This is a genomic window from Rhodococcus sp. B7740 (genome assembly GCF_000954115.1).
Lineage (GTDB): Bacteria > Actinomycetota > Actinomycetes > Mycobacteriales > Mycobacteriaceae > Rhodococcoides.
This window is the reverse complement of sequence record NZ_CP010797.1, coordinates 5,292,755-5,316,264: the sequence shown is the minus strand read 5'-3', so window position 1 is coordinate 5,316,264 and position 23,510 is coordinate 5,292,755. Positions and strand designations below refer to the sequence as shown.

24 protein-coding genes are annotated in these 23,510 nt (G+C 64.3%); 11 read left to right on the top strand and 13 right to left on the bottom strand.

Translation table 11 applies throughout. The features are described from left to right. Positions 1-57 precede the first annotated feature (57 nt). The 3 genes from NY08_RS24900 to NY08_RS24890 are packed head-to-tail and all read left to right on the top strand — an operon-like array spanning position 58 to position 2,284. Positions 58-564 (top strand): NADPH-dependent FMN reductase, encoded by a 507-nt coding sequence (locus NY08_RS24900; RefSeq protein WP_045199391.1) that lies wholly within the window; start codon positions 58-60, stop codon positions 562-564. Continuing rightward, positions 561-1,058 carry a flavin reductase family protein gene (locus tag NY08_RS24895; protein WP_045199390.1) on the top strand — a complete coding sequence of 166 codons (498 nt, stop codon included), beginning with the start codon at positions 561-563 and terminating at the stop codon, positions 1,056-1,058. Before NY08_RS24900 ends, NY08_RS24895 begins: the two co-directional genes overlap by 4 nt. After that, on the top strand, positions 1,058-2,284 hold the full coding sequence (locus tag NY08_RS24890) for a bifunctional 3,4-dihydroxy-2-butanone-4-phosphate synthase/GTP cyclohydrolase II (RefSeq protein WP_045199389.1): 1,227 nt from the start codon (positions 1,058-1,060) through the stop codon (positions 2,282-2,284). The genes NY08_RS24895 and NY08_RS24890 overlap by 1 nt, the downstream gene beginning before the upstream one ends. A gap of 21 nt (positions 2,285-2,305) precedes the next feature. Here NY08_RS24890 and NY08_RS24885 read toward each other — a convergent pair whose 3' ends face one another. From NY08_RS24885 to NY08_RS24870, 4 genes are read right to left on the bottom strand one after another with little or no spacing between them, the layout of a single operon-like run. After that, the gene (locus NY08_RS24885; protein ID WP_045199387.1) at positions 2,306-3,415 is read right to left on the bottom strand and encodes an LLM class flavin-dependent oxidoreductase; all 1,110 of its coding nucleotides are present in this window, start codon (positions 3,413-3,415) and stop codon (positions 2,306-2,308) included. A 43-nt stretch (positions 3,416-3,458) separates the two neighbouring features. Then, positions 3,459-4,505: an ABC transporter substrate-binding protein gene (locus NY08_RS24880; protein ID WP_045199385.1), complete on the bottom strand. Its 1,047-nt coding sequence runs from the start codon at positions 4,503-4,505 to the stop codon at positions 3,459-3,461. 55 nt (positions 4,506-4,560) lie between these two features. Next, positions 4,561-5,280, bottom strand: coding sequence for an ABC transporter ATP-binding protein (locus NY08_RS24875; RefSeq protein WP_045199383.1), 720 nt, complete (start codon positions 5,278-5,280; stop codon positions 4,561-4,563). Positions 5,281-5,283: 3 nt separating this feature from the next. Then, positions 5,284-6,138, bottom strand: a complete 855-nt coding sequence (locus tag NY08_RS24870) for an ABC transporter permease (protein ID WP_144407429.1) — start codon at positions 6,136-6,138, stop codon at positions 5,284-5,286. Positions 6,139-6,260: 122 nt separating this feature from the next. Between NY08_RS24870 and NY08_RS24865 the strand changes: the two genes are divergently transcribed. Both NY08_RS24865 and NY08_RS24860 read left to right on the top strand, forming a co-directional pair. After that, a complete protein-coding gene (locus tag NY08_RS24865; protein WP_045199381.1) occupies positions 6,261-6,791 on the top strand; it encodes a GNAT family N-acetyltransferase in 531 nt (176 codons plus the stop codon). Positions 6,792-6,906: 115 nt separating this feature from the next. Beyond that, complete coding sequence (locus NY08_RS24860; RefSeq protein ID WP_045199379.1) at positions 6,907-7,974, top strand: ParB/Srx family N-terminal domain-containing protein; 1,068 nt, start codon at positions 6,907-6,909, stop codon at positions 7,972-7,974. Between the two features lie 43 nt (positions 7,975-8,017). On the opposite strand, the gene NY08_RS24855 is transcribed toward NY08_RS24860, so the two are convergent. The 4 genes from NY08_RS24855 to NY08_RS24840 are packed head-to-tail and all read right to left on the bottom strand — an operon-like array spanning position 8,018 to position 10,750. Continuing rightward, the gene (locus NY08_RS24855) at positions 8,018-8,674 is read right to left on the bottom strand and encodes a nitroreductase family protein (RefSeq protein WP_045201133.1); all 657 of its coding nucleotides are present in this window, start codon (positions 8,672-8,674) and stop codon (positions 8,018-8,020) included. Between the two features lie 7 nt (positions 8,675-8,681). Then, entirely contained in the window at positions 8,682-9,668 is a 987-nt protein-coding gene (locus tag NY08_RS24850) for an alpha/beta fold hydrolase (protein ID WP_045199377.1), read from the bottom strand. 12 nt (positions 9,669-9,680) lie between these two features. Next, positions 9,681-10,100, bottom strand: coding sequence for an EVE domain-containing protein (locus tag NY08_RS24845; protein ID WP_235387034.1), 420 nt, complete (start codon positions 10,098-10,100; stop codon positions 9,681-9,683). 17 nt (positions 10,101-10,117) lie between these two features. Beyond that, the gene (locus tag NY08_RS24840; RefSeq protein ID WP_045201129.1) at positions 10,118-10,750 is read right to left on the bottom strand and encodes an isochorismatase family protein; all 633 of its coding nucleotides are present in this window, start codon (positions 10,748-10,750) and stop codon (positions 10,118-10,120) included. 124 nt (positions 10,751-10,874) lie between these two features. Here NY08_RS24840 and NY08_RS24835 point away from each other — a divergent pair, with 124 nt between their 5' ends. Together NY08_RS24835 and NY08_RS24830 are read left to right on the top strand one after the other, a co-directional pair. Beyond that, positions 10,875-11,855 carry a GlxA family transcriptional regulator gene (locus NY08_RS24835; protein WP_045199375.1) on the top strand — a complete coding sequence of 327 codons (981 nt, stop codon included), beginning with the start codon at positions 10,875-10,877 and terminating at the stop codon, positions 11,853-11,855. Beyond that, a complete protein-coding gene (locus NY08_RS24830; protein ID WP_179275773.1) occupies positions 11,852-12,688 on the top strand; it encodes an adenylate/guanylate cyclase domain-containing protein in 837 nt (278 codons plus the stop codon). Before NY08_RS24835 ends, NY08_RS24830 begins: the two co-directional genes overlap by 4 nt. Here NY08_RS24830 and NY08_RS24825 read toward each other — a convergent pair. From NY08_RS24825 to NY08_RS24815, 3 genes are read right to left on the bottom strand one after another with little or no spacing between them, the layout of a single operon-like run. Continuing rightward, positions 12,685-12,999: an AtuA-related protein gene (locus NY08_RS24825; protein WP_045199373.1), complete on the bottom strand. Its 315-nt coding sequence runs from the start codon at positions 12,997-12,999 to the stop codon at positions 12,685-12,687. The two genes, NY08_RS24830 and NY08_RS24825, sit on opposite strands and share 4 nt — an antisense overlap. Then, positions 12,996-14,348: an acyclic terpene utilization AtuA family protein gene (locus NY08_RS24820; RefSeq protein WP_045201125.1), complete on the bottom strand. Its 1,353-nt coding sequence runs from the start codon at positions 14,346-14,348 to the stop codon at positions 12,996-12,998. Before NY08_RS24820 ends, NY08_RS24825 begins: the two co-directional genes overlap by 4 nt. After that, on the bottom strand, positions 14,345-15,778 hold the full coding sequence (locus tag NY08_RS24815; RefSeq protein ID WP_045199371.1) for a CitMHS family transporter: 1,434 nt from the start codon (positions 15,776-15,778) through the stop codon (positions 14,345-14,347). The genes NY08_RS24820 and NY08_RS24815 overlap by 4 nt, the downstream gene beginning before the upstream one ends. Positions 15,779-15,860: 82 nt before the next feature. On the opposite strand from NY08_RS24815, the gene NY08_RS24810 reads away from it, so the two are divergent. Further along, complete coding sequence (locus tag NY08_RS24810) at positions 15,861-16,754, top strand: LysR family transcriptional regulator (protein WP_045201123.1); 894 nt, start codon at positions 15,861-15,863, stop codon at positions 16,752-16,754. A gap of 187 nt (positions 16,755-16,941) precedes the next feature. Here NY08_RS24810 and NY08_RS24805 read toward each other — a convergent pair whose 3' ends face one another. Beyond that, positions 16,942-19,179, bottom strand: a complete 2,238-nt coding sequence (locus tag NY08_RS24805; RefSeq protein ID WP_032394973.1) for an NADP-dependent isocitrate dehydrogenase — start codon at positions 19,177-19,179, stop codon at positions 16,942-16,944. Positions 19,180-19,419: 240 nt separating this feature from the next. Here NY08_RS24805 and NY08_RS24800 point away from each other — a divergent pair, with 240 nt between their 5' ends. From NY08_RS24800 to NY08_RS24790, 3 genes are all read left to right on the top strand, one after another. Further along, the gene (locus NY08_RS24800) at positions 19,420-20,796 is read left to right on the top strand and encodes an NAD-dependent succinate-semialdehyde dehydrogenase (protein ID WP_032394972.1); all 1,377 of its coding nucleotides are present in this window, start codon (positions 19,420-19,422) and stop codon (positions 20,794-20,796) included. A gap of 73 nt (positions 20,797-20,869) precedes the next feature. Beyond that, positions 20,870-21,166 carry an antibiotic biosynthesis monooxygenase family protein gene (locus tag NY08_RS24795; protein WP_045199368.1) on the top strand — a complete coding sequence of 99 codons (297 nt, stop codon included), beginning with the start codon at positions 20,870-20,872 and terminating at the stop codon, positions 21,164-21,166. Between the two features lie 47 nt (positions 21,167-21,213). Continuing rightward, positions 21,214-22,083 (top strand): alpha/beta fold hydrolase, encoded by an 870-nt coding sequence (locus NY08_RS24790; protein ID WP_045199366.1) that lies wholly within the window; start codon positions 21,214-21,216, stop codon positions 22,081-22,083. Here NY08_RS24790 and NY08_RS24785 read toward each other — a convergent pair. Then, positions 22,080-23,432 carry a cytochrome P450 gene (locus NY08_RS24785; protein ID WP_032394964.1) on the bottom strand — a complete coding sequence of 451 codons (1,353 nt, stop codon included), beginning with the start codon at positions 23,430-23,432 and terminating at the stop codon, positions 22,080-22,082. The genes NY08_RS24790 and NY08_RS24785 overlap by 4 nt on opposite strands. Between the last annotated feature and the right edge of the window lie 78 nt (positions 23,433-23,510).

The window sequence follows — 23,510 nt, the reverse complement described above, 5'->3', positions numbered from 1 at the left end:
GAGGGTGCTACGCACGTGCTGTTTGCTGGTGTCATCGCCCCAACGAAAGGTTCACGTATGAAAATCACCGTAGTGGCGGGCAATCCGAAACCCGAGTCACGAACACTCGACGCCGCCCGCGTTCTCGCCACCGCACTGACGGGTGAGCCGGGCGGAACCGTCGACGTGATCACCCTCGGGCCCGGGCTCCTCGGATGGGGTGACGCCGCAGTTCAGGCTGCAGTGGACACCGTGTCGTCCTCCGATCTCGTCGTCTTCGCAAGTCCGACCTTCAAGGCGACGTACACCGGAGTGCTGAAGTTGTTCCTCGACCAGTTCGCAGGCGACACCGGACTGAAGAATGTCGTTGCCGTTCCGCTCATGTTGGGTGCCGGTCCCGCCCACGCCATGGCACCCGATCTGTTTCTCAAACACGTTCTCGTCGAACTCGGCGCGGTCACACCGGCACCCGGCCTCTACCTCATCGATTCGACCTACACCACCGATTCCCGAATCACCGACTACGCAACTCGCTGGGGCGACACCATTCTCGCCGCTGCCCGAACCCGAACGGATGCATCATGACCCTGAGCACCACAAGCTTCGACCAGTCCGTGCTGCGAAACGCGTTCGGACAGTTCCCCAGCGGCGTCGTCGCCGTCTGCGCCGAGATCGACGGAGTACAGGTCGGGATGGCGGCAAGCAGCTTCGTCGCGGTGTCGATCGATCCACCTCTCGTTGCATTCTGTGTTCAGGACACCTCAACCACGTGGCCCAAGTTCGCGGCAGCACCGCGAATCGGGATCAGCGTGCTCGGCGAACTCCACGACGTCGCGGCGCGAACACTCGCGGCGAAGACGGGTAACCGCTTCGAGGGGCTGACGACCATGACGACGGAGGACGGTGCCCTGTTCATCGACGGTGCGAGCATGTGGTTGGACGCCTCGGTGACCGAGCAGGTCACAGCCGGTGACCACGACATCGTTCTGATGCGCATCAACGAACTGGAAATCAAGGACGGCATCGCACCGATGGTGTTCCACGGCAGTAAGTTTCGCCGACTGGCGGTAGACCTCTGATGAGTACCGTCGAACATGTCCTCGATGCCCTCCGGGCCGGAAAGCCGGTGTTCGTCACCGATTCGGCCGATCGGGAGAACGAGGGTGACGTGATCTTGGCGGCGGACCGCGTCAGTCCCGCGTGGACGGCCTGGACCGTCCGCAACACCTCGGGGTTGCTGTGCGCTCCGATGAGCGACGCACGGGCAGATGCCCTGGAGCTACCCCCGATGGTGTCGAACAATCAGGACCCGAAGAAGACGGCTTACACCGTGACCGTCGACGCGGCCGCGGGGATCACCACCGGCATCAGCGCGGCCGACCGTGCGAAGACCTTGCAGGTGCTGGCAGATCCGGGCGCAGTGGCGTCGGACATCATCCGGCCAGGGCACGTTCTCCCTCTGCGCGCTCGCCCGGGTGGGGTTCTGGAACGACCGGGACACACCGAGGCCGCCGTCGACCTGTGTGCTCTCGCCGGGTTGCCCGCCGTGGGAGTGATCGCCGAGCTGGTGGCCGACGACGGATCGATGATGCGCTTTCCCGAGATCGAGAACCTGGGCACCCGTCTGAACCTTCCGGTACTCACCATCGAGGAGCTCATCGCGTACCGCCAACTTCGGGACCCTGCACCGGTTGCCGGGCCCGCTCGCGTCGGGCGGGTGGTGGAGACCGTCCTCACGACCCCACACGGCACGTTCGCGATGTTCGGCTACACAGATCACGAGACCGGGGCCGAGCACGTGGCGCTGGTCTCCGGAGACGTCACCGACAACGCGTTGGTGCGAGTGCATTCGGAGTGCCTCACCGGTGAATCGTTCCTCTCGCAACGGTGCGAGTGTGGTCCGCAACTCGAGACTGCCCTCGAACGAATCGCTGCGGAGGGCGGCGTGCTGGTGTACCTCCGCGGCCACGAAGGTCGCGGCATCGGCTTGCTGAAAAAGCTTGCTGCATATCGACTTCAGGACGAGGGATTCGACACCGTACAAGCCAATCTCGAGCTCGACGAGCCGGCAGATGGACGCGAATACGGCGGCGCCGCAGCCATTCTGAAAGATCTCGGTCTGAGCACAGTCCGCCTGCTGACCAACAATCCGGACAAGATTCGTGGTCTCGAAGCGCACGGGGTCGACGTGAGTGCACGACTGCCGATCATCGTCGGTGCCGCGCGGGCCAACATCCGATACCTGGAAACGAAACGCTCCCAGATGGGTCACCTGCTCCCCCAGGGTATTGCGCAGGGGTGGTGAACCGCCACCTCGAACCGAGAGCTACACCCGACGAGCGGGCACCGTGATTCCGCGCGCATCGAGGATCGGACGCACGCCCTCGGCGAAGTGATACGCCTCTTCCAGGTGCGGGTAGCCCGAGAGGATGAACTCGTCGAAGCCGGCGTCGTGGTATTCGCCGATCAGGTCCGCGACCTCCTCGTGCGAACCGACCAGGGCCGTCCCGGCTCCGCCGCGAACGAGTCCGACACCCGCCCACAAGTTCGGGTAGATCTCGAGCGAATCCTTGCTGCCGCCGTGCAAGGCGGCCATCCGGCGCTGACCCTCGGACTGCGAGGACGAGTGCAGTGCGTGAGCCTGCGACACCTGATCCTCGGGAAGCTCGTCGAGAAGCTTCTGCGCGACGGCCCAGGCCTCCTCGGACGTGTCACGGCTGATGGTGTGCAGGCGAACGCCGTAAGTGAGCTTGCGGCCCTGGGCGTCCGCGAGCGCCTGCACCTTCTCGATCTTGGCGCGGGCGTCGGCCGGCGGCTCGCCCCACGTCAGGTACGTCTGCACTCGCTTGGCCGCGACCTCGAGAGCCGGCTCGGACGAACCACCGAACCAGAACTCCGGCAACGGATCCGGTGCCTCGGACACCCGTGCATCGGCCACCTCGAAGAACTCACCCTTGTGATCGACCGACGGCTCGGTCCAGATGCGTTGAACGAGTTCGAGAAACTCGTCGGTGCGAGCGTAGCGACGATCGTGGTCTATCCAGTCCCCGAACCGACGCTGCTCGACGTCGTCGCCGCCGGTGACGATGTTGAACAACACCCGTCCCTCCGAGAAGCGCTGCAACGTCGCCGCCTGCTGCGCCGCCAACGTGGGCGGTGTGAGGCCGGGACGGAAGGCGACGAGGAACTTCAGCCGTCGGGTGCTCTGCAGTAGAGCAGCCGTGGTCAGCCACGCGTCCTCGCACCAGGTTCCCGTCGGAGTCAGCACGCCCTCGAAGTCGAGTCGGTCCGCAGCCTGCGCCACCTCGGTGAGGTAACGCAGCGACGGGCGACGAAACCCGGCGGGTTCGCGGAGGTTCCCGGATGCGTGGGAGGCGCCGACGATGGAACGGCCGTCGCCCGCGGTGGGAAGGAACCAGAAGATGCGTGCGGTCACGAGTGAACTCCTACGACGTGGTGGGTGATCAGTTGGTGGCTCGTCAGTTGCTGGAGGCGGTGGCGTCGGCGATGGCGTCGGCGTACCGCGTGTCGACGAAGTCCGCGAACGTGTTGCCGCCGGGAATGCTTCCGCTCTCGACGAAGGCATCGAAGAGTGCCTGCTCGGACTCGATCACCGTGTCGTCGAGCGCAATTGCGGGTCGCTGGCTTCGTCCCTGAGCCAATTCACCGGCGGCAGGGTCGATGCCGACGGCCGTGGAATACGCCGCCGCCCACTCGGCCGGGTTGGCGTTCGCCCAGGCGGACGCCTTGGCCAGACGAACCACGAAGTCCTGCAGGGCAGTGTTCTTCGCGGGATCGTCGAGCGCCTGCTGCGAGGCGATGCCGAAGCCGTAGCCGTTGGCGACGCCCTCTGCGGTGGTGAGCGTTTTCGAGCCGTTCTGGACCTGCGCGATCGCGGTGAAGGGATCCCAGATCGCCCAGGCGTCGACCTCACCCGAGGTGAACGCCGTCAGCGCATCGGCTGGCTGAAGAAAGACCAGCTGAACGTCATCGGTGGTCAACCCTGCCTTCTGCAACTGCAGCAGGACATGGCCGTGCGCGGAACTTCCCTTGCCGACGGCGATCTTCTTGCCGCGCAGGTCGGCGAACGTGGCGAGAGTCGAATCGGGCGGCACGAGAATCTGATCCCCGCTCGCGTCGTTGCTGTAGGCGGAGACGACCTTGATGCGCGCATTGGCTGCGACTCCGAACACCGGGGGTGTGTTGCCGGTGACCGCGAAGTCGATCTGACCGGCCGTTGCGGCCTCCACCTGCGGCGGGCCGGAGGTGAAGGTGGAGAACGCGACATCGTACGGCGCAGAGTCCAACTCACCGGACGCACGAAGCAGGGCTTCGGTGCCACCCTTCTGGTCGCCGACGTCGAGGGTGACGGTGGCGAGCTGATCGTTCGAGACGAGTTCGGGCGCTTCGGTGGCCGTGGTGTCGCTGCCGCGGGAGACGCAGCCGGTGAGTCCGACAACCGTCAGGGACAGGGCAGCGAGTATCCCGACGGCGCGCAGCGATCGGGAACGAGCGTGTGACGACATGCGTGAACGATCCTTCGTATCAGTGAAATCGATGAGTTCGGTGAAATCGATCGGCTCAGTGGACGCCGAGCGCGCCGAGCAGATGAGTGCGGATGCGAGAGAATCCGGCTGTTCCTCGGTCGCGTGGACGAGGCAGGTCGATGGTGACGGTCTCGGCGACGCCACCCCCGTCGAGCACCAACACCCGGTCTCCCAACGCAATTGCCTCGTCGACGTCGTGCGTGACCAGGAGGATGCCGAATCGGTGCCGACCCCACAGGTCGAGCAGCAGCGACTGCATGGACAGCCGAGTGAGCGCGTCGAGAGCGCCGAACGGTTCGTCGAGCAGCAGCAGCTCCGGCTCGCCCACCAATGCTCTGGCCAATGCGGCGCGCTGAGCTTGGCCGCCGGACAACGTCATCGGCCATGCGTCGCGCTTGTCGGCGAGGCCGACTTCGTCGAGGGTCGCATCCGCAGCTGTCAACGCATCGTTCCCCGTCACGCCGGCTGTGTTGAGCCCGTAGGACACGTTCTGGCGGACCGAGCGCCACGGAAACAGCCGCGGTTCCTGGAACGCCACCGCGGGATGCCCGGCGACATGCCGCTCCCCGGTGTGATCCGTCGACAGTCCTGCCAGAACGCGCAGGATCGTCGACTTACCGGAGCCGGATCTTCCCACCAGCGAGACGATCTCGCCGCGTTCGATGGACAGGTCGACACCCTTCAACACGTGACTGGCACCGTAGAACTTGTCGATGCCGCGCAGCGTGGCGACCGAGGTCGTCGTCGAGGTCATGAATCAGGCATCCAATCGGTAACGGAGAGCTCGTTTTTCGAGGACTCGGACGATGCCGTCGGTGGCGATTCCCATCAGGGCGTAGACGACGAGCCCGAAGATGATGGTGTCCACCCGCAGGAAATCGCGCGCATTGTTGATGATGTAGCCGAGCCCGGATTCGGCGTTGATCTGCTCGGCCACGATCAGCGACAACCACGCAATGGCCAACGACTGACGAAGTCCCACCAGCAGTTGCGGGGCGATGCTCGGCGCAATGATCGTGGTGAACCGCTGACGCCACGAGAAACCGAGTACGACGGCCGTGTCGAGGAAATTACGATCGATCTGGCGGATCGCCGAGAACGTGTTCAGGTACAACGGAAATGCGACTCCCAGAGCAACGAGCAGGATCTTGGGAGTCTCTCCGATTCCGAACCACAGGATGAACAGCGGGATGAGACCGAGGTGCGGTAGCGCGCGCAGCATCTGCAGCGGCGGGTCGACGGTTGCCTCGGCAAGTTTGGACAGTCCGACGAGCGCTCCGAGCGCCACCCCGATCACCCCACCGAGCACGAGCCCCTGGACTACGCGAGTTCCGGAAATGGCCAGGGCGTTCGCCAGTTCGCCGTTGCGCAGCAATTCCAGACCTGCATCGAAGATCAGTGACGGTGCAGGCAGCACTCGTTCGGAGAGAACTCCGGCAGCGCTGGCGATCTGCCACAGAACGAGGAGGACGACCGGCGACAAAGCGCGCACGACGGTCCAGCGGTACCGCTGCCACGCAGACCCTTTCGGCGAGACGGGTGTGGAGCCGATGTCGGAGGCATCGCTGTCGCTCGCGTCCACGGGTCCCGCGGGAGCGGCATACGACGTCATGACCATGAGTACAGGCCTTCCGGTTGAGTGCGGGCAGGTTCGACTCACCACCATCCATCACACGTCGGGTCCTGGACCAGGGTTCGAATCAGCGTGAATACAAGTCGGGCAGACTCGGACATATGACCGTCGAGCCCATCCACACCGAGCGCCTGACCCTTCGTCTGTACGAACCCGCCGATGCGGACAGGATCCTCGCCTACTACAGCGACCCGGAAGTCTGCCGCTATCTGCTCCACGAAGCGTGGACACACACCGATGCGGTTGCTGCGGTGGGCAAACGGATGAAGCGAATCGGACTGCACACCCAAGCACTCGCGATGGTTGCCGAGCACGAGGGAACGGTGGTGGGAAATGTCGAGGCGTGGTTGGTCGACGGTTCCCCGGCTCTCGTCGAACTCGGCTGGACGTTCTCCCCCGACGTTGCGGGCCGCGGGTACGCCACCGAGGCGGTCACCGCCTTGATCGAGCACGTGTTCTCGTTACCCCAGATCCACCGCGTCAGCGCACAGCTGGACGGCCGGAACGACGCCTCTGCCCGACTGGCCGCGCGGGTCGGGATGCGTCGGGAAGCGCACTTTCGACAGAACTGGTGGTGCAAGGGCGAATGGACCGACACCCTCGTCTACGCGATGTTGCGCGAGGATCGCTGACCGGCGCGCTGCGTTCACCTCTCGAACACCTCCGGTTCGGCTCTGCGACATCGACCGGTGACCCACGGGCTGCACTCTCGGAGAACTTCACTCGAACTCAGAGGAGTTTCACCGAATGGTCTCGCGTCGTAGAGCAGCCCTGCTGGGCACGCTCGCATTGATCTCTGTCGTATCCGCGTCGATGACCAGCGTTGCCACGGCCGCGCCGGCACGGGCAGCGTCGCCCCTGTGTCAGGTCGCCGACCTGCTCCCCACCGGATCGTCGGCAGGCCTCGGCTACCGATGTGCCGAAGCGGGCGAGCTTCTCGATCTGCCGATCGGTGAGGTGCGCGCGACGCAACCCTCGCTCGGATACGACGAGGTGTACTACAAGCTCGGGCGATACACACTCGGCAAGGACGAGATCAACAAGAAGTTCGACGACTGGTGCGAGGCCAACGGCCAGGAAGAGGCCGCGTCGGCGTTGCCTGATGCACGACTGGACAATCCGTCGTCGTTCACCTGCACCGTCCCCGTCGGTCAGGAAACGCCGGACACCATCGCGCCCATGAAGACTGTCGTCATCGGTCCGGGCGGCGTGCCGTACCTGACCGACGGTCACCACACGCTGACCTCCTTCTACGAAACGGCCGACGGTGGACCGAATCTGCACCTTCGCCTGCGGGTGGTCGCGAACCTCAGTGACCTGAGCACAGCCGATTTCTGGGCACGGATGAAGGCCGAGAAGTGGGTGTGGAACTACGACGTCGACGGCAACGAGGTTCCGGTGGAACAACTCCCGTCGGGAGTCGGCCTCGCCAAGTTCCAGAACGACAGATACCGCAGCCTGACGTACTTCGCCCGCGACATCGGCTTCACCCCCGGAACCATCCCCTTCCAGGAATTCTATTGGGGTGCATGGGTTCGCGACTCGGGTGCCGTCGACATCAGCGGCTGGGACAGCAACAACCTGACGAGCTACCTCAGCACCGTCGAGGCGGTGTCGCGTGCACAGGTCGCGGCTCCCAAAGACGCGGTGATCGACAGTGGCCGCACCGCAGCGGAACTCGGCGCGCTGAACGCGTGGAACGACGGTAAGGCAGCCGGCAAGGGAGAATTCGGAAAGCTCTCGGCCCCGTACTCGGACGACAAACCAGGCAAGCTGGCCTACGCCCTGCAGTACAAGATGGGGCTGCCCAGGTAGTTGCCTTTCGACGCTACCGGGATTGGGACGGGCTGCCCGTGGATCACCAGCGGTCGACGTGCAGCACCGTTTCGATCGGATCCCGCGGAGCGACCTTGAACGTCTCACCCGTGTAGTACGCCGTGGGAATCAGCGCACCCTGATGGAAGTCGTCGGGGATGCCGAGCAGCTCGGAGATCTCTTTTTCTTTGGCGAGATGGATTGTCGTCCAGGCCGTTCCGAGACCACGCGCCCGCGCAGCCAGGGCATAGTTCCATACCGCGGGCAGGAGTGAGCCCCACAGACCGGCTTGATTTCCGGCCGGGAGGGTCTTGCCGGCCAGGATGCACGGAATGAGCAGCACCGGAACCTCGCCCATGTGTTCGCCGAGCCAGCCCGCGCTGTCGCCGACGCGCTTCTGCACCGAGGCACGTTCCGGGTCGTCTGCGAACAGCGCCGACGCGGAATGCTTGGACGCCTGATACGCGGTGAACAGTTCGCCGTAGATCGCACCGATGCGAGCCCGAAGATCAGGATCGGTGACGACGATCCACTGCCAACCCTGCTTGTTCGAGCCGGACGGTGCCTGCAGAGCGATCTCGAGACATTCCTTGATCAGCTCCATCGGCACCGGCCGCGTCAGGTCCAGGCGCTTGCGAACGGTGCGCGTCGTGGTCAGCAACTCGTCGGGAGTCAGGTCGATGATCGGGAAGGAAGTCACCTCTCGATCATGCACCATTCGGCTCCTGCAGGGCCCGGTTGGTCAATGCATCGTTCGCAGCGTCCCAGCGCGCCGCCATGGACCTGCCCCCATGCCCGTCCCCCTCATCGACGACGAGTGTCGACCCGGGCCAACGTCGATGCAGACGCCACGGCGTGACAGCGGGTCCCGAGATGTCCTTTCGGCCGTGGATCAGGACACCCGGGACATCACGTAAACCGTCGGCGCGATCGAGCAGAGGCGGATCGCAGAACCCGTCGTGCGACCAGTAGTGCGCGGCCAGTCGCACGAAAGCCAGACGAAACCGGTCATCCTCCCACCTGGGATCGCGTCTCATACCGCCGGTGCCGATCGATATGTGGACGTCCTCCCACAATGCCCACTCTCGGGATGCATTGTCGCGCAACGAGAGATCGGGCGAATTCAGCAGTCGGTCGTAAGCGTCGACGATTCGGCCTCGGCCCCGTCGATAACCGACGCCCGACTGCTCGGCGAAGGTTGCGAACCGATCCCAGGCTTCGGGGAAGATCGCGCCGACGCCCTCGGTGATCCAGTCGACCTCCGCACGGCCGGTCGTGGTGACTGCGCACAACACGACACCGAGGACACGCGTCGGATGTTCGAGGGCGTAGGCAAGAGCGAGGGTCGATCCCCATGACGCGCCGTTGACGATCCACGCCTCGACGCCGAGGTGCTCGCGCAGGAGTTCGATATCGGCGATCAGGTGCGCAGTGGTGTTGGTGTCCAACGACGTCGAGGGGTCCGACGCGTGCGGAGTGGACCGCCCGCACCCACGCTGCTCGAATCCGACTGCGCGAACCCGGGTCAGGTCGAAGTGGCGACGAAACTGACTGGCATTCAGGGTCCCGCCTGGTCCACCGTGCAGGTAGACCGCCGGCACGCCATCGGACGGACCCCATTGCTCCCAGTAGATGCGTTGACCGTCCCCGACATCCAACATCCCGTGCTGCGTCGGCTCGTCTTCCAGTGCCATACCGCCATCACATCATTCGAGAGGCAGCATCGGTCGGATCGACGCCCACGCGGACGCGTCGAGCCAGGACGGATTCGATTGCTGCGGCGATCGAAACACCTCGAGATTCGACAACGATGCGACGGACCGAATATCCGACGCGAGGATCGGCTCGTCGAACAAGGCGATGTTCGTCGAGATCTTCCACTGCGGGCCGGGGACCGGGGTGCCGGTCAACCGACCGGCACCCCAGATTCCGCGTCTCGGATGACTACTGACCCAGAACAGCACCGGATGACCAGGTGCCATCAGACGCGTTCGGTAGTTGTCAGCGACGCACCAGTGCTCGTGCGCACGTCCAGCTTGGACCATCGGTGCGAGATCGGTCTTGTGCGGATTGCACTTGATCACCCATGCACCGAGAGTCCGATCGGTAATCGCCCGCGCAGTCACGTGGAAAGTGTAGAAGCTCAGGCCACCGCGTCGTTGCCCTGAGCCGCGGAGACCACCAGATTGTTTGCGGTGAGCTCGTTTCCGTTCTTGACGGCGTCGATCCACTGGTCGGTGGAGGCGACGGCCGCGAAGTTCGACTGCAGGAGCACCATCAAAGCCTTGTGCAGTTGTTCGGCGGACACAGTGCCCGCCTCGTTCGACAGATTGATCGCGCCGGTGGCGTCGGACAGGATCTCGACGGTCAGGTCCAGCGCCTCGGCGTCGGCGCTGGACGCGAGGTCGCAGTTGTTGGTCATGTAGCCGACGATGGTGACGGTGTCGATGTCGTTGCCCTGCAGCCACTTCGCGATGCCGGTTCCGGCGAACACGCTGCTGTACTTCTTCTCGACCCGCTCGAAGGACGGCTGCACGAGCGCCTGAATATCGGGGTGCAGCTCGTACGTCGGGGTGCCCTTGACGAATGCGGGCGCGCCCTCGGGCATTTCGTGCTGGACGATCGCGACGGGAAGATCCTGCGCCGCAGCCGCTTCGATCGCGCGAACGATGTTGGCCAACGACTCGTTGCGGGGCGGGTACTGAATCTGCAACACACCCTCGAAGTACTCCTGCTGAACGTCGATGACGATCAAGGCTCTACGCGGTGCGGTCATGGTGTTCTCCTTCGACTGGCGATCTCGGTCGCCTCTCATACTGCGGTGGCGGCCTTGCGAGCACGAGTGGCACGGATGCATACTTTCGATGGATTTGCGCCAACGTACGAGATCGGAGTCAGCCATGCGCATCGCGCTCTACGCGTTCGATGGCATCACGATGTTCCACCTCGCTGCGCCGCTGATGGTGTTCGGCGAGGTGACCCGACTCGGGCTCGCCCCGGACTGGGAGACGCGGGTGTGGTCCGACGAAGCCGGGTCGATCCGCACCGAGGAGGGGTTTCCGGTCGGCGAGATCGTTGGGCCCGATACCGTCGACTGGGCCGACATCGTCATCGTGACGTCCTGGCCGGAGTCGTTGCCGCACATAGGTACCGACTTCTCGAACGCACTTCGCGGAGCGCATACGCGAGGCGCCGAGATCGCGGGTCTGTGTCTCGGTTCGTTTGCCGTCGCAGACACTGGCTTGCTCGCCGGCCGCCCCGCCGTCACACACTGGACGAAAATGCCCGAGCTGCGGGAGCGAAACGCGCACGCGGGCGTCGACGAGTCCGTGCTCTACATCGACCACGGTGACGTGATGACCTCTGCGGGCACTGCGTCGTCGATCGATTCCTGCCTCCACATCGTCCGCAAGCACCTCGGTTCGGCTGCGGCGACGCGGGTGGCTCGCAGCCTGGTGGTCGCACCCCATCGCGACGGCGGGCAAGCGCAGTACATCGAACGTCCGGTCGTCGAAGCAGCCGGAGACACCACGATCGCCGACGTACAGAGCTGGGCACTCGAACGACTGGACGAGCCGTTGCCCATCGAGCGACTGGCCGAACGCGCGCGCATGAGCCGACGCAGCTTCATCCGCCAGTTTCAGCTCGAGACAGGGTCCACCCCCGCTCGCTGGGTGCTGGACAAACGACTCGAGGAAGCTCGGAGCCTGCTCGAAACCACCGATCGCAGTATCGAGAACATCGCGACACTGTGCGGATTCGGTAGCCCCGTCACATTGCGTCAGAACTTCCGCTCGGCATTCGCGGTGACCCCGACGGCGTATCGACGGCACTTCGCGGTCGGTTGCGCACCCACGGATGCGGCCGACAGGCAAGGATGAGCGACGTGATCCTGTGGATAGTTGCCGGAGTCGAACTCGCCGCCATCATCGCTCTCGGTGTGGTCTTGATCGTCTCGCGTCGAAAGCTCGGCAGCACACGCCGTGCCCTGGACCGTGCGCTTGCCGAATCGCAACAACGGCGTAAGCGACGAGGCCTGGTCCCCTTCGCGATCAGAACCGCCTTTCACACGACGGACTTACTCATCAACAAGGGTTTCGGCGCAACGGTCCGCAACTCCGTCGAAGACCTCGCGGGCTGGGCCAAGGTGGAACGACCCGACTTGGCACGCATGACGGCCGACGGCGACATCGTGGTGATGTTCTCCGACATCGAGGGGTCCACCGCACGCAACGAGGAACTCGGCGACCGCGGCTGGGTGAAGCTGCTCGAGAAGCACAACAAGCTGATCCGCAAACACGTCGACGACCACGGAGGTCACGTGGTCAAGAGCCAAGGCGACGGCTACATGATCGCCTTCTCCGACCCTGCCCAAGCGGTGCGCTGCGGGGTGAAAGTCCAAGAGGCGTTGCTGAAGAACCCCGATCGCTGGGACCGCATCCGCGTACGCATGGGCGTACACGTGGGCAGTTCCGTGCGACGCGGCGACGACCTCTTCGGACTCAACGTCGCTATGGCCGCACGCGTCGCCGGACAGGCCGACGGCGGTGAAATTCTGGTCAGCGAACCGGTGCGCAATGCCATCGGTACCGCGCATGATCTGACTCTCGGGACGCCCCGAGACGTCGAGCTCAAGGGAATGAGCGGAACCTTTCAGTTGTATCCGGTTGCGCTACCGGTGTTGCCCGACGCCGAGGTCGAGCAACTCGGCTAGATCTGCTCGCCCACAGTCATACTCAGCAGGTGGTAGCTCAGACACTTGCCGTGTCCGTCGAGCACGGGGCTACCCGTCACTCCCCCACCGAGCACGCCGGGTAGCTCGAACACCAACCCGGAGACCAGTGGCATGTCAGTGCGGCGTACGTCTCCGGTGACCAACGGTGCGAAGTGAGTGGCAACGTTATCGGCAGTCAGTTCGCGGGACAGTACCTCGTAGTGTTCGTCGGTTCGCGGGAAGACAGCCAGAATGAGGGTGTCGCCCTTGTCCCCGGTTCGCACGTCGGCGAGATCGTCGACAGTCCTCATACCGTCACCTCCGTGATGTGTACGTCCGTCGCCACCTGTGCACGTGGAATCAGACACGATCTGATGGCAAGAACCTCGGCGCTGCTGCTCCGTGCGCCACCTCCCCCGGCCGGGCCGTTGGTGTACAGACTTTCGACTTCCCACCCCACGAGAAATGCAGTCTCCGTGTCGCGCACCTTCGCAGTCACCCGCAGTCGCACTTCGGGGACATCGGTTGCGGCGGCGAGGCCTCGGAATGCAGCGCCCGCGCCGATGTACTCGATCCCCACATTCTCGGCCGGAATGCCGTGCACCTCCCACAGTCGTTGCTGCACAATCTCTCCGGCGAGCTCCGCACGTTGCAGTGCGCGTGGCCCGGCGTAGCTGATCTGCCCCTCACCGAGCCAACCGCCGCGAAATCCGAGAGTCACCTTCAGCTCCTCAGGCCGTGTACTGCCCGTCGCCCCGGACACCGCTACCCGATCGGATCCGACGGTCTCGAACGCGACTCCGGTGAAATCGGCGCTCACGTCCGGCGTCAGGTATCTGGCTGGATCGCCGACCTCGTAGAGCAACTGCTCGGCGCACGTTCGCCGCGTCAGTTCCCCACCGGTGCCGTCGACTTTGCCGAATTCGGCTGTGCCATCGGCACGTACGTCCCCGAACGGGAAGCCAAGATGTGCCAGACCCTGCACCGGTTTGGTGACCGGGTCGGCGAAGTAGCCACCGGTCAGTTGACCCGCGCATTCGAGAAGATGTCCGACGGCCGTCCCCGCACCGAGTGTCTCCCAATCCTGCCCGGCCCAACCGAGTTCGTGCATCAAGGGTGCGAGATACAGCGCCGGATCGGCGAGACGGCCGGTGACGATCACATCCGCACCGACGTCGAGTGCGGGCAGTACCGCATCGGCCCCGATATAGGCGTTGGCCGATACCAGCTCCTCGGAATGCTCCGACAGCGGCCGGCCGGTCTCCCACACCACCGGATCGATGCGACGCACCGCGTCGAGCACGTCGTCGCCGGTGACGGCAGCGATGCGCACCGAACGCGAGCACACCTGCTCCGCCACCTGGGCGACCACCGCGGCTGCCGCAACAGGATTCGCGGCTCCGGAGTTGGTGACGACGGTGATGCCCTGCTCGGTGGTCGAACCGAGTACTGCGCGCATGCGCGCTGCCAGGAGCGGGTCGTAGCCCGTCGTGGGATCGAGCAATTTTCGGGCTTGCCCGGCTGCAACCGTCCGCTCACCGAGGCACTCGAAGATCAGGTAGTCGAGCTCACCGCGCTCGGCCAAAACCTGTGCCGGGTCGATGCGGTCGCCGGCGAAGCCTGCTCCGGCCCCGAGCCGGATTGTACCGTCGCGACTCATGACGACCACAGGGGGATCGCGCCGGTGGCCATGGCAACGCCGAGCATGCCGAGACTGATCAGCCACGCCCACCCCAGCGTGTGCCGAATGTGCTTGCCGATGTCGACTTTCGCGAGACCCACCAGAAGGTAGAACGCGCCGGTCATCGGACTGATCGGGAATCCGACCGTTTCCTCACCGATGATCGAGGCTTGCGCCAGATCGATTGCGCTGACACCGAACTGGTCACCCACCTCGATGAGGACCGGCAGCACGCCGAAGTAGTACGCGTCCGGGCCGAAAATCAGGCTCATCGGGACGGCGAACACGCCGACGATGAGCGGTAAGGCGGGGGCCATAGCGTCCGGAATGGCATTCGCTGCGCTTACTGCCATCGACTCGATCATGCCGCTGCCGTCGAGCACACCGAGTAGTACCCCTGCAGCCAACAACGTGCCGACCATCAGCATCGCGCCGACGGCGTGGGCCTCGATGCGGGCGGACTGGGCCTTCATTCCGCGGTAGTTGACGAGGAGCGCCACGATAGTGGCGATGATGAAGCAGGTTTCCGGAGGGGCGACGGCGGCGATCAACGCAGCCAACGTCGCGACTACCAGGAAGGCGTTGACCCAGAACAACTTCGGTCGCAGCAGCGCTCGGTCACTCGACGCGGTTGCCGGACCGTCCGAATCGTCCGCGCCGGTCGACGGGCTGCCGGGGTCCTCGTTCGCGTCGCCGACCGCGGATCTTGTATCCCCGGATCCCGCGGACACGCGTTCGGCGACTCGCGCCGTCGACTCCTCCACGACGGCCGACGCATCGCCCGCGGCAACCTTGGCCAGACGGGTCCGCTCACGCCGACCCAGGTAGTAGGCAGCACCCAGCGCCAACACGACCCCGGCGATCTGCGCAGGAATCAGCGGGACCCACAGTTCGTTGGCGTCGACACCCACAGTTGCTGCAGCGCGAGCAGTCGGACCACCCCAGGGGACCATGTTCATCACTCCGGCACCGAGACCGACGCAGGTGGCCAGAACGAGTCTGCTCATACCGAGACGTTCGTAGATCGGCAGCATGGCGGGGACTGCGATCAGGAACGTGGTTGCGCCGGCACCGTCGAGGTGAGCCACCACGGCGAGGGCAGTGGTCGCGACTGCGACGGTCGGCGGGGCGCTACCTGCCCAGCGCACGATGCGGGCGATGATGGGATCGAACAGACCTGCGTCGCGCATGATCCCGAAGAAGACAATCGCGAACAGGAACATGGCCGCGACGCCCACCACGCCACCTAGCCCGTCCTTGACGAACCCTGCCACCTCGGACGGTGAGTTGCCGGCCAGGAACGCAGCAGCGAGTGGGACACCCGCGAGCGCAACGATGGCTGCGACGCGTTGGGTGAACAACAGCAGCAGGATGACGGCAATCGTCCCGAAGCCGAGCAGTGACAGCATGTGATCTCCTTCATCGAATACGTCGAGTGTTGTGCAGATCACTTACGCAGTCCAACATCAGTTGGGTATAGATTCATACGCTGTGAGCATCAATCTCGGCATCGCACACCTACGAGCCATCGTGGCGCTGGCCGATCTCGCGAGCTTCACCTCGGCGGCGGCGTCCCTCGGGGTTTCACAACCGAACCTCAGTCGCACGGTCGCCGAGGCGGAGCGCCGCCTGGGCGTGCGACTGTTCGTACGCACCACCCGCAGCGTCGACCTCACCGGTGATGGACACGACGTGACGGCCTATGCCCGTCGGGTCTTGCTCGAGTTCGATGACGGCCTGGAGCAGATCGGGCGCTTCGTCTCGGGCGACCGCGGAACCGTCACCATCGCGTGCCTACCGTCGATCGCGGCGACGTTCCTCCCGCCGTACATCGTCGGATTCCGCGACAGCCATCCCGACGTCTCGGTGCACATCAGGGACGGCCTGCGCGACGACGTAGTGGCCTCCGTACGTGACGGTTCCGTGGATTTCGCGGTGGTTGCTGCCTCGGGGCGAGCGAACGACTTGATGCGTACGACAGTCAGCACCGACGCATTCGTGTGCGCGCTACCGTCGAATCACGCTCTGGCGCAGCGCAAGAGCCTGAGATGGACCGACCTCGCCGACGAGCCGTTCATAGCCTTCGGCCCGGAATCGAGCATCGCGTCGCACGTGCGACTGGCACTGGAAAACGCCGGAGTCGACGTCGGACCGTCGGTTCAGGCACACAACGTGGCCGCGGTGGCGGGCCTGACCGCGGCGGGACTCGGCATCACCGTCATCCCGGAATTGGTGGTGCCGATGATGTCGTTCGCGAGCCTCGTCTACCTGCCCATCGAGCCGACGATCCATCGCACGATCTCCGTTGTCCAACTGCCAGGGCGTCGCCACAGTGCGAGCTGTACGGCGTTTCTCGACATCTTGGCGCCGCCCCGCAAGGAATGAATGGGCCATTCAGTACGTCTGAGCGCGTGAAAGTCACATTGATCCGAACGGGGTGGGCGGGGGCCGGCTCCGAACGGGGTGGGTGGTGGAACGAATTCTGGTGCACCCCAATACGAATGAATGGCCCATTCACAACGTCTGAGCGCGTGAATGGACCATTCATTCGATGGGGGGTGAGTCAGAGAAACTACAGCTTGAACGACTCCAGAGCCTCGTTGAAGGTCTTGGACGGACGCATCACTGCAGCGGTGGCTTCGGGGTCCGGGTAGTAGTAGCCGCCGATGTCGACTGCCTTGCCCTGGACCTCGTTGAGCTCGGAGACGATCTTGTCTTCGTTCTCCGACAGCGTCTTCGCCAGTGCGGCGAAGTGCTTCGCCAGTTCGGTGTCCTCGGTCTGTGCCGCCAGCTCCTCGGCCCAGTAGAGGGCGAGGTAGAACTGGCTGCCGCGGTTGTCGAGTTCACCGGTCGAGCGCGACGGGCCCTTGCTGTTCTCGAGCAGCTTGCCGGTGGCGGCGTCGAGTGCCTTGGCGAGGATGGTCGCCTTGACGTCGCCGGTCTTGGTGCCGAGGTCTTCGAGGCTCACTGCCAGAGCCAGGAACTCGCCGAGCGAGTCCCAACGCAGGTGGTTCTCTTCGATGAGCTGCTTGACGTGCTTGGGAGCCGAGCCACCCGCACCCGTCTCGTACAGTCCGCCGCCGGCCATCAGAGGAACGATGGAGAGCATCTTGGCGCTGGTGCCGAGTTCGAGGATCGGGAACAGGTCGGTGAGGTAGTCACGCAGAATGTTGCCGGTCGCGGAGATGGTGTCGAGTCCGCGGACCAGACGCTCCATCGTGTACCGGATTGCGCGAACCTGCGACATGATCTGGATGTCGAGGCCCTCGGTGTCGTGATCCTTCAGGTACGTGCGCACCTTGCCGATGAGCTCGTTCTCGTGCGGGCGGTACGGGTCGAGCCAGAAGACGACCGGCATTCCGGACTCACGGGCGCGCGTCACGGCGAGCTTGACCCAGTCCTGGATCGGCGCGTCCTTGACGATGCACAGACGCCAGATGTCGCCCTCTTCGACGGTCTGCGTGAGCAGTACCTCGCCGGTGGCGATATCGGTGATGTTGGCGACGCCTGCCTTCGGTACCTCGAAGGTCTTGTCGTGCGAGCCGTACTCTTCGGCCTTCTGCGCCATCAGGCCGACGTTGGGGACGGTGCCCATCGTCGTCGGATCGAACTGTCCGTTGGTCTTGCAGAAGTTCACCATCTCCTGGTAGATCCGGGAGAACGTCGACTCGGGGTTGACGGCCTTGGTGTCCTTGGGACGACCGTCGGCTCCCCACATCTTGCCGCCGGCGCGAATCATCGCGGGCATCGAGGCATCGACGATCACGTCGCTGGGCGAGTGGAAGTTCGAGATACCGCGCGCGGAGTCGACCATCGCCAGCTCCGGGCGGGTCTCGTGACACTTGTGCAGGTCTTCGATGATTTCGTCACGCTTGGACGCCGGGAGTGTCTCGATCTTGGCGTACAGGTCCGACAGGCCGTTGTTGACGTTGACGCCCAACTCTTCGAAGATCTCGTTGTGCTTGGCGAACGCGTCCTTGTAGAACACGCGAACGGCGTGGCCGAACACGATGGGGTGCGATACCCGCATCATCGTGGCCTTCACGTGGAGGGACAGCATGACGCCGGTCTCGTAGGCGTCCTGCATCTGCTCCTCGTAGAAGTCGAGGAGCGCCTTCTTGCTCATGAACATCGAGTCGATCACGTCACCGTCGGTGAGCGAGACCTTCTCCTTGAGCACGATCGGCTCGCCGTCCGCGGGCAGCAGTTCCATCTTGATCTCACGGTCTCCGTCGACGACCGTCGACTTCTCTCCGTGGTAGAAATCGCCCTCGCGCATGTGCGCGACGTGGGTGCGTGACGCCATCGACCATTCGGTCATGGAGTGCGGGTGCTTGCGGGCGAATTCCTTGACCGCCTTGGGTGCACGGCGGTCCGAGTTACCCTCACGCAGAACAGGATTGACTGCGCTGCCGAGGCACTTGGTGTACCGGTCGCGGATCTCGCGCTCTTCGTCGGTCTTCGGGTTGCCGGGGAAGTCGGGGATCGCGTAGCCCTTGTCCTGCAGTTCCTTGACGGCAGCGAGCAACTGCGGCACCGATGCGCTGATGTTCGGCAGCTTGATGATGTTGGTCTCGGGCAGCTGAGTCAGCTTGCCCAGCTCGGCGAGGTTGTCGGTCACTCGCTGGTCTTCGTTCAGGTAATCGGGGAACTCGGCGAGGATGCGGTTGGCAACGGAGATGTCACTCGACTCGACGTTGATCTCGGCCGCGCTGGCGAAAGAACGTATGACCGGCAGAAACGCGTGAGTCGCCAGCATGGGCGCCTCGTCGGTCAGGGTGTAGATGATGGTCGGCTTCTTCGCAGTCATGTTTCGCCTTTGCCTCAGTTTCAACGTCGTCTTTTGGATGCGTCCACCGTCGACTTTAATCTTTGAACCTGCCGCTGTGCTTGCCAGTGGGGTATCACTCGGTTCGGGCCCGGAAGTTACCGGCCGGTAGGGCGCTCAATGGTTTTCGTCGACTCCCGCCACCCCGGCTCTGACCACCATCGCAGCATCCGATTTGCCCGGATAGGAACAACCACCCCCATCCCGACCGTTGGACAGCACATGACGACCTACAAGACTGTCAATCCCGCCGACGGCACAACCGTCAAGGAATTCGAAACCCTCGACTCGGCCGGTGTCGAGCGCGCGCTCGCCGACGCAGACGCCGGATTCCGGACGTGGCGCAAGACCTCACCGAAGCATCGCGCCGAAATTCTGCACAAGGTCGCCGACCTCTACACCGAACGCTCCGACGAACTGGCCAGGACCATCTCACTCGAAATGGGCAAGCCACTCACCGAATCCCAGGGTGAGGTGGAGTTGTCGTCGAACATCTACCGCTACTACGCCGACAACGGCCCCGCTCTGCTCGAGGACGAGAAGCTCGACGTACCCGGTGCGGAAGACACTGTGCTGCAGCGCAAGCCGGTCGGCGCGCTCGTCGGCGTGATGCCGTGGAACTTCCCCTACTACCAGGTGGCTCGGTTCGCCGGCCCGAACCTGATGGTGGGCAACACGATTCTGCTCAAGCACGCACCCAACTGCCCGCAGTCGGCGCTGCTGATGGAGGAGATCTTCCAGCAGGCCGGACTCCCCCAGGACGCGTACATCAACATCTTCGCGACCAACGAGCAGATCGCCGATATGATCGCCGATCCACGCGTGCAGGGCGTCTCGCTCACCGGTAGCGAGCGAGCCGGAACGTCCGTTGCCGAAACAGCAGGACGCAACCTCAAGAAGGTCGTCCTGGAACTGGGCGGATCGGACGTGTTCATCATGCTCGACTCCGACGACATGGATGCAACAGTCGAGTCCGCGACCAGGGCGCGACTCTCCAACGCAGGTCAGGCCTGCAACGCCGCCAAGCGCATCCTCGTCGCCGAGGAGCACTACGACGACTTCGTCACCAAGCTCACCGCCTCGTTCGAGGCCGTGCAGACCGGCGACCCGCTGGACGCGAACACCACGCTCGGCCCACTGTCGTCACAGACAGCGGCCGACACGTTGATCGAGCAGATCGACGACGCCGTCGCCAAGGGCGCGACACTGCTCACCGGCGGCAAGAAGATCGACGGACCGGGTGCTTTCGTGCAGCCCACGCTACTGACCGACGTCACCCCCGACATGCGTGCGTACAGCGAAGAGCTGTTCGGACCGGCCGCAGTGATCTACAAGGTCGAAAGCCCGCAGCAGGCAATCGAATTGGCGAACTCCTCGGCCTACGGCCTGAGCGGCTCGGTGTGGAGCGCCGATCTGGACAAGGCCCGCGACGTGGCCGAGCAGCTCGAGGTCGGTATGGCCTTCGTCAACGAGCACGGCACCACCCTGCCGGGCCTGCCGTTCGGCGGCGTCAAGCGCTCCGGCGTCGGCCGTGAGCTGGGACCGTGGGGCATGGACGAGTTCGTGAACAAGAAACTGGTCCGCGTCTCCGCGAAGTAAGCGGCACCGTAGATGCTCCCCGGGCGCGCTGCCCGGGGAGTTTCGTCGTTCGAAGCATGGCCATACTGTCTCGATGATCATCGAACACGCCCTGCTGCACGTCATTCCCCACCGAACCGACGATTTCGAGGCCGCCTTCGCCGACGCGAAATCGATCATTTCCTCGATGCCGGGGTTCGTGAATCTGACACTGTCGCGGGGCATCGAGCAGCCCGATGTCTATCTTCTGCTGGTGGAATGGGAACGCCTCGAAGACCACACCGAGGGCTTCAGGAAGTCAGACCGGTACCAGGAGTGGAAGACGCTGCTGCATCACTTCTACGAGCCGTTCCCCGTCGTCTCGCATTTCGACCCGATGGAGAACGCATAGGAGATAGGTTCGAGTCTCGTTCCCATCGCCGTTTCGAGGAGATAGTCGTGGCCAACGCTTCGTCGTTCGTATCCAAGCAGGACGACATCGAGATCAGCACCTACACCTGGACCACGTCCGTCGATCCGGCTCGCGGCGTCGTACAGATCGCGCACGGACTCGCCGAACACGGCAGCCGCTACGCCCGCTTCGCCGCTGCACTGAACGACGCCGGATTCCACGTCGTCGCCTCCGATCATCGCGGCCACGGAGAGTCGATCGTCGACACACCGGGCGACTTCGGGGCAGCCGCGTTCGCCGGGTTGTGGGCCGACATCGAGCAACTCGGCGAAGCGCTGCTGAACGAGTACCCGGACCTGCCACTGTTCCTGTTCGCACATTCGATGGGATCCTTTGCTGCGCAGCATGTTCTGATCGAGCGCTCGGATCTCTACGAGGGCGTGGTGCTGTCGGGTTCGACCACGCTCGACATCCTCGCGGCCGGCATGGCCGACGCCCCCGCCGGCGACCTGAGCGTGTTCAACGCCGCCTTCGAGCACCGCACCGGATACGAGTGGCTCTCACGCGACGAGGCCGAAGTCGATGCCTACGTCTCCGACCCGCTGTGCGGCTTCGACCTCCCCGAGTCGACGGTCCCTGCCTTGTTCGGTGAGGCCGACAAGCTCGCCGATCCACACAACCTCGAGCAGATCCGCTCCGACCTGCCACTCCTGATCACGTCGGGAACCGACGATCCGCTCGCGGGCGGAGGCCAGTTGATCGAAACCCTCGCCTCCCGATATCGCGAGGCCGGCATGAGCGACGTCACGGTCACCCTCTACCCCGGTGCCCGCCACGAAATCCTCAACGAGACGAACCGGGACGAGGTCACCGCGAACATCATCGGCTGGCTCACCGACCGCGCCGGAAAGATCTAGCGCTTTCGTAGCTGCACGGGCTGCCCGTCCTCCGGGAAGGGCAGCGACGTGAAGTTCAGCGGCGCAACGTAATCGGGATCGACCGACCAATCGAATCGCAGCAGCAGGTGGTGCATGATCGTCTTGATCTCGGCACCCGCGAAGAACATGCCGATGCACTTGTGCACTCCGCCGCCGAACGGCTCCCACGCGTAGCGGTGCACCTTGTCCTCTCGGCGGTCGTCGGCGAACCGGCCGGGGTCGAACTTCTCGGGTTCCGGCCAGTACTGCTCCATGTGGTGCGTGAAGTGCGGCGCGACCGACGCGTACGTCCCCGCGGGTACGAACCTCCCCTGCACCTCGGTGTCTTTGACAGCGCGTCGCGCCACCACCGGAGTGGGCGAGACCAACCGCAGACATTCCTTCATCACCAGATCGACACTGTGCAGTTCGTCGAGTTGCGCGAGCGTCGGCGCATCGGTGCCGAGGGCCTCGGACTCCGCGCGGCACTTGTCCTGCCACTCGGGGTGTTGCCCGAGGTACTGCATCATCGTCGACAGCGTGATCGTCGACGTGTCGTGCGCAGCCATCAGCAGGAAGATCATGTGGTCGATCACTTCCTCGTCGGAGAATCGCTCGCCGTCGTTCCCCTCGATGTGGCACAGGACCGAGAACAGGTCGTCGGTTTCGGTGGCGCGCCGCGACGGAAGGTAGCGCCGGAAGAACTGCTCGAGCATGGCGCGGCCATCGAGGCCACGCTTCCACCGCGTTCCCGGAACTCGATAGCGCACGATCGACGTCGCAGCCTGAACGCACGCCACGAAACTCGAGTTGAGCTCGGCTATCTCGGCTTCCGTGCTGCCCTCGGCACCGCCCATGAAGATGCTCGTCGCCACCTCCAGGGTCAACGCTTTGAGCGCCGGGTAGACCTGGACGTCGCGCCCGCCCTGCCACGCGTCCAAACCGGTTGCGGTGACAGGATTCAACGCCTCGACGGATTTGGTGAGCCGATCCCTCGTGAAGGCCTGCTGCATGATTCGTCGGTGCTTCAGGTGCTCGTCGGAGTCCAGCAGCATCAACCCACCGTGGAAGAACGGGCCGATCAGCAGCGACCAGCCGTCACCGTTCGCAAACGCCTTGTCGGCGTTCTGCAACACCTCCTGGCATGCGTCCGGACCGAGAACGGTGATCCACTTCTGCCCGGCCATCGTCAGCCACGACACCTCGCCGTACTTCTCCCACCGACTGCCGAGCAGTTTCAGGGGGTCTCGGATGTATTCGAGTGTGTGCCCCACGACGGGTATGCCGCCGTCACCGTATACCGGTTGGAGCGCTGAATCAGCAGGTGGAGCAGCCAGAGCACGTGCCATTGTCGACCTCCGTCAATCTGACAGAGCGTCCTGTCAGATGGGATGTAGTCTGCGTCACACCTGCTTCCTCTGTCAAGA

Coding starts and splice junctions, on each gene's coding strand:
- NY08_RS24900 (WP_045199391.1), top strand. CDS start 58: ATGAAAATCACCGTAGTGGCGGGCAATCCGAAACCCGAGTCACGAACA.
- NY08_RS24895 (WP_045199390.1), top strand. CDS start 561: ATGACCCTGAGCACCACAAGCTTCGACCAGTCCGTGCTGCGAAACGCG.
- NY08_RS24890 (WP_045199389.1), top strand. CDS start 1,058: ATGAGTACCGTCGAACATGTCCTCGATGCCCTCCGGGCCGGAAAGCCG.
- NY08_RS24880 (WP_045199385.1), bottom strand. CDS start 4,505: ATGTCGTCACACGCTCGTTCCCGATCGCTGCGCGCCGTCGGGATACTC.
- NY08_RS24875 (WP_045199383.1), bottom strand. CDS start 5,280: ATGACCTCGACGACGACCTCGGTCGCCACGCTGCGCGGCATCGACAAG.
- NY08_RS24870 (WP_144407429.1), bottom strand. CDS start 6,138: ATGACGTCGTATGCCGCTCCCGCGGGACCCGTGGACGCGAGCGACAGC.
- NY08_RS24865 (WP_045199381.1), top strand. CDS start 6,261: ATGACCGTCGAGCCCATCCACACCGAGCGCCTGACCCTTCGTCTGTAC.
- NY08_RS24860 (WP_045199379.1), top strand. CDS start 6,907: ATGGTCTCGCGTCGTAGAGCAGCCCTGCTGGGCACGCTCGCATTGATC.
- NY08_RS24850 (WP_045199377.1), bottom strand. CDS start 9,668: ATGGCACTGGAAGACGAGCCGACGCAGCACGGGATGTTGGATGTCGGG.
- NY08_RS24840 (WP_045201129.1), bottom strand. CDS start 10,750: ATGACCGCACCGCGTAGAGCCTTGATCGTCATCGACGTTCAGCAGGAG.
- NY08_RS24835 (WP_045199375.1), top strand. CDS start 10,875: ATGCGCATCGCGCTCTACGCGTTCGATGGCATCACGATGTTCCACCTC.
- NY08_RS24830 (WP_179275773.1), top strand. CDS start 11,852: ATGAGCGACGTGATCCTGTGGATAGTTGCCGGAGTCGAACTCGCCGCC.
- NY08_RS24825 (WP_045199373.1), bottom strand. CDS start 12,999: ATGAGGACTGTCGACGATCTCGCCGACGTGCGAACCGGGGACAAGGGC.
- NY08_RS24820 (WP_045201125.1), bottom strand. CDS start 14,348: ATGAGTCGCGACGGTACAATCCGGCTCGGGGCCGGAGCAGGCTTCGCC.
- NY08_RS24815 (WP_045199371.1), bottom strand. CDS start 15,778: ATGCTGTCACTGCTCGGCTTCGGGACGATTGCCGTCATCCTGCTGCTG.
- NY08_RS24805 (WP_032394973.1), bottom strand. CDS start 19,179: ATGACTGCGAAGAAGCCGACCATCATCTACACCCTGACCGACGAGGCG.
- NY08_RS24800 (WP_032394972.1), top strand. CDS start 19,420: ATGACGACCTACAAGACTGTCAATCCCGCCGACGGCACAACCGTCAAG.
- NY08_RS24795 (WP_045199368.1), top strand. CDS start 20,870: ATGATCATCGAACACGCCCTGCTGCACGTCATTCCCCACCGAACCGAC.
- NY08_RS24785 (WP_032394964.1), bottom strand. CDS start 23,432: ATGGCACGTGCTCTGGCTGCTCCACCTGCTGATTCAGCGCTCCAACCG.